The 3,911-nt window shown below is 32.5% G+C and carries 3 protein-coding genes; all 3 read right to left on the bottom strand.

Going from position 1 to position 3,911, the window contains the following annotated elements:
• Positions 1–97: 97 nt before the first annotated feature.
• Genes ACTHW2_RS08955 through ACTHW2_RS08945 form a run of 3 tightly spaced genes read right to left on the bottom strand, consistent with a single transcriptional unit; the run spans position 98 to position 3,692 of the window.
• On the bottom strand, positions 98–1,375 hold the full coding sequence (locus ACTHW2_RS08955; protein WP_442263597.1) for a PTS ascorbate transporter subunit IIC: 1,278 nt from the start codon (positions 1,373–1,375) through the stop codon (positions 98–100).
• Positions 1,376–1,396: 21 nt separating this feature from the next.
• On the bottom strand, positions 1,397–1,666 hold the full coding sequence (locus ACTHW2_RS08950; RefSeq protein WP_091634589.1) for a PTS sugar transporter subunit IIB: 270 nt from the start codon (positions 1,664–1,666) through the stop codon (positions 1,397–1,399).
• Between the two features lies 1 nt (position 1,667).
• On the bottom strand, positions 1,668–3,692 hold the full coding sequence (locus ACTHW2_RS08945; RefSeq protein ID WP_442263596.1) for a BglG family transcription antiterminator: 2,025 nt from the start codon (positions 3,690–3,692) through the stop codon (positions 1,668–1,670).
• Positions 3,693–3,911: the final 219 nt, after the last annotated feature.

The raw sequence follows: 3,911 nt of genomic DNA, 5'->3' as shown, positions 1-3,911 counted from the left end.
AAGTCATCCCTTCATTACTTAAAGCTTCTAAGATTTCAAAAAACCTTTCATTGTTTGGATAATTCAAAGTCATATAAAACATTATATGTTTCATTGGTTAACCTCCTATTAATTTCAGCAGTCCTCCTAATAATGGACCGTATAAAGTATAGTCTGTTTCACTTAAAATACGCATAATTGGTTCGTAGGATCCAACCATAGGAAGTAAAAACGCTTGACCAAATATTAGAACTAAACCATTTGCGAATGATCCAATAATTGCACCTCTTCTTCCTCCGTGAGCATTACCAAATATAGCAGTCGCAGCTCCAGTAAAGAATGTTGGGATCAAGGCAGGGAAAACGACAATAGGATAATTAAATAGTCCCAGTACTAGCATTCCAATAATCCCTGCAAGTAGACTCATTAGAAATCCTAATATTACTGAAGTTGGATAATTTGGGAAAAGCAAGGGCACATCCAATCCGGGGATAGAATTTGGAATGATTTTATTTGCAAAACCATGAAAGGCTGCAATAATCTCAGAAAGCATCATTCTTACACCTGTTATTATAACCGTAATCCATACACCAAACTCTACACCTTTTAGAATTGAATACACAACTATATCCTGACCACCACTGATGTTTTCTGATACCCATCCTGGGCCGGCAAGCAATGACACTATTAGGAATAATAGTGTCATTACAATAGTTAAGGAAATAGTCATCTCTCTTAAAAATTGGAATTTTTTGGATATTTGCATCGTTTCCAAATCTTTATCTTTATTACCAAACGCTTTCGCTAGTAAAGATGAAATAATTAAGCCTGAGGAGCTTGAATGAGCTAATGTAAAACCTTCCGCCCCTTTCACCTCTCCTGTGAAAAGCGCAACTGACGCACAAGAAAACGTCATATATAAGCCTAAAATAATAGCACCTACAATTACAAGAGCTATGAAACTTAGATCTGTGTTGAATTTAAGTAAGGCAGCAATTAAACCTGCGAAGAAAAAAGAGACATGTGCGGATAAATGTACATATTTAAAACGAGTAAAACGTGCAATTAATAAATTAGCGAGGAATCCAAAAGCAAAAATAAGTGCCATTTCTGTTCCGATTCCTGTTAAACTTTCAGCTTGTGCTTCTCCTATGTTTGTTGATAACATTTCTAGTCCAAAAACTTTAGATATCATCGGTTGTAAAGGAAGTAAGGCCATCCCAAGTGTTTGTCCACCAACATTTATTAAAGTAAATCCTATCATTGTTTTAATAACACTTGGTAAAATTTGGTGCCATTTTTTCTTTTCTGCCAACATACCTGCGATAACTACTAAACCAATTATAAATACAGCTTGACTTAAAACATTATTAATTAGATACAGTATAAAGTTCATATTCTTTCTACTCCTTTATAGTTAGTTGATATGCTTGAGTAATTGTTCTTCTAAATAAGCTTTATCCATCATATTGTCTATTCTTATAACAGTTCCATCTGCATTTCTCAAAGAATCAGCAAAATCAGATGTAGTAATAAGCAAATCATAATTACTCGGATCAACTGAACCAATATCAGAAGCATCGACTTCTGCTTCAATATTATGCTTTTCTAAAATTTGTTGAGTAAATACCCGCAACATCATACTACTTCCTACACCTGCACCACATATAGTAACAATTTTTAACATATTATTTTCCTCCTTTGATAATTTTCATTAATTCATCTTTGCTTGAAGCTTTTTTAATTTTATTTAACTTATTATTATCACCAAGTATATCTACTAACTCCGATAAAGCTCTCAAATGAGTTTGATGATCAACAGCACATAAACCGACTACAATACTTACCGGATCGTTAGTTGGGTGTCCAAACTTTACAGGCTTATCTAAAGTTACTATACTTAATCCGATTGCTTTTGCACCCTTTTCCGGTCTTGCATGTGGCATGGCAATGCCTGGAGCGATAACAATGTATGTTCCGTTTTCTTCAACGTTATCAATCATTGCTTGGATATAACTTTCTTCAGCGTATCCCTCCTTTACAAGCAGTCTCCCACTTTCTCTAACTGCCTGATCTCTTGACTCACATTTTGCATTGACACTCAATAATCTTTCATTTAAAACTTCTAATAACATTGGTTGATAGCCTCCTTCTTCTATTCTCTTTGATATAGGTAAGCCAAAATACTGACTTAATTCAACTTTTAATTTATCTTCATCTAAAATTTGGGCATGATTAGAAATCTTGTCGATTAAAAACTCAATATCTATAGATCTTGTGGCTTTTTTCAGCATAGACGCTATTCTATCCTTATCTTTTTCAGAAAGATATGGATTAACTACAATGACGGGTATAGATGGATGATGGAAATCGACTGTAGATATAATTAAATTAACATCGTTTGATGCAAGCCATTCTTTTGCACTTCGAGCACTAAATGTTCCCAAAATATCCACATTAAAATTGGATACCATCCGAGTTTTAAGTATTTCTGATGTACTCATCCCTGCGTGACATACTATGATCACTCTGGACTTAGTTTCGATAGTTTTCTTATTTCGCTCGTAAGAAGAAGCGAAAAGTAAAGTAAAGTATGAAACCTCATGTTCAGAAAACTTAACCGCCAATTGGCTCTCTAATATCTTAATGCGCTTTAATACTTTGTCATGTAGCATGGGATATTTTTCCTTGATATATCCTAAGATAGGGTTGGTAATATATTCATTCATTTTAGCCCTTTTATAAGCAGGCCTTAGGTGATTAATGATTCCAAGAAATAACGTATCATCTCTTGTAAACTCACTAAACTTGTATGATTCAGAAACTTCTTCTATAAACTGTTGTGTCAAAAGCGAGTACAATATCCATCTCTCTGATAAAGACTGTCCTTCATCTAAAACAGAAGATTCAGATAATTTAGCCGCTATATATCTGCACTCTGAGTCAGGTATATTGTGTTGGTATACTTGCTCTAATTTCTTTTTGTTTTTCAATAAGTAGATGGTTTCTTTAGATTCAGAATCTTTAAATAATCCTGGCTCAAGCGGAAATCCTAAATGAATCCTCTGGTATGCAACCCACAGAGCTGATACTACTCTTTCAAATGATTCATCACTAATTTCCAAATTTATAGCAAGCGTAATTTCTGTTAGAAAGTTTTCCAGATTGTATAATAAAGTACCATCTTCGTAGTTGAAGTATTTTCTATCTTTTTCATTTAGTGTTTTTATTATTTTTTCTATAGCAATGCTTCTTATATCAATCTCATCACCTTCAAGTCTATATCCTTTAAATTGCATGCTCCTAACTATAATAGATTGCTGAGTAAATATTTTTTTGATGTTTTTTATATCATTTAAAGCAGTCCCTCTAGAGATATAAAACTTTTTACACAAGTCTTCAATAGTAAAGTACTTTTTTTCTAAAATAATATATCTTATCATATTTTCTCGTCGACGTTGGATTTCATTTTCTCCAAATAAATCATTCTTCAACTCATCGATATGACTTTTTAGTTTTTCGCTAAAAGAAATCTCTCCACCAACATTTACAATCATAGGATAATTAAACGCTTTCAGTTTAACGTTAAGCTTTTTAATATCTGTATAAATCGTTCGTTCACTAACTTTCAACAAACTAGCTATTCTTTTGATGGATATTGCAGACACTTCTTCGGTTAACATTGATACAATCTTCGATAATCGACTATCCATAATCTTGCCTCCTAGGTTAAGTAAATTATATCAATCCATTTGAGCTTATACCAAATTAATATTTTTTCAAATATTGAAAAAATATTAATCTTGACTAATTCCTGACAATTGTACTATGTATCGATATATTAAAGTATATAAGAACTTAAAAAGATTCTATGAATTACCATATAATTTTTAATTACAAAAAGAACTGGTTATAAAAATATACCAGCTCTC

The organism is Tissierella sp., assembly GCF_052089545.1.
Taxonomy (GTDB): domain Bacteria; phylum Bacillota; class Clostridia; order Tissierellales; family Tissierellaceae; genus Tissierella_A.
Note: the sequence above shows the minus strand (reverse complement) of the source record. Positions and strands in the feature narration are given on the sequence as shown.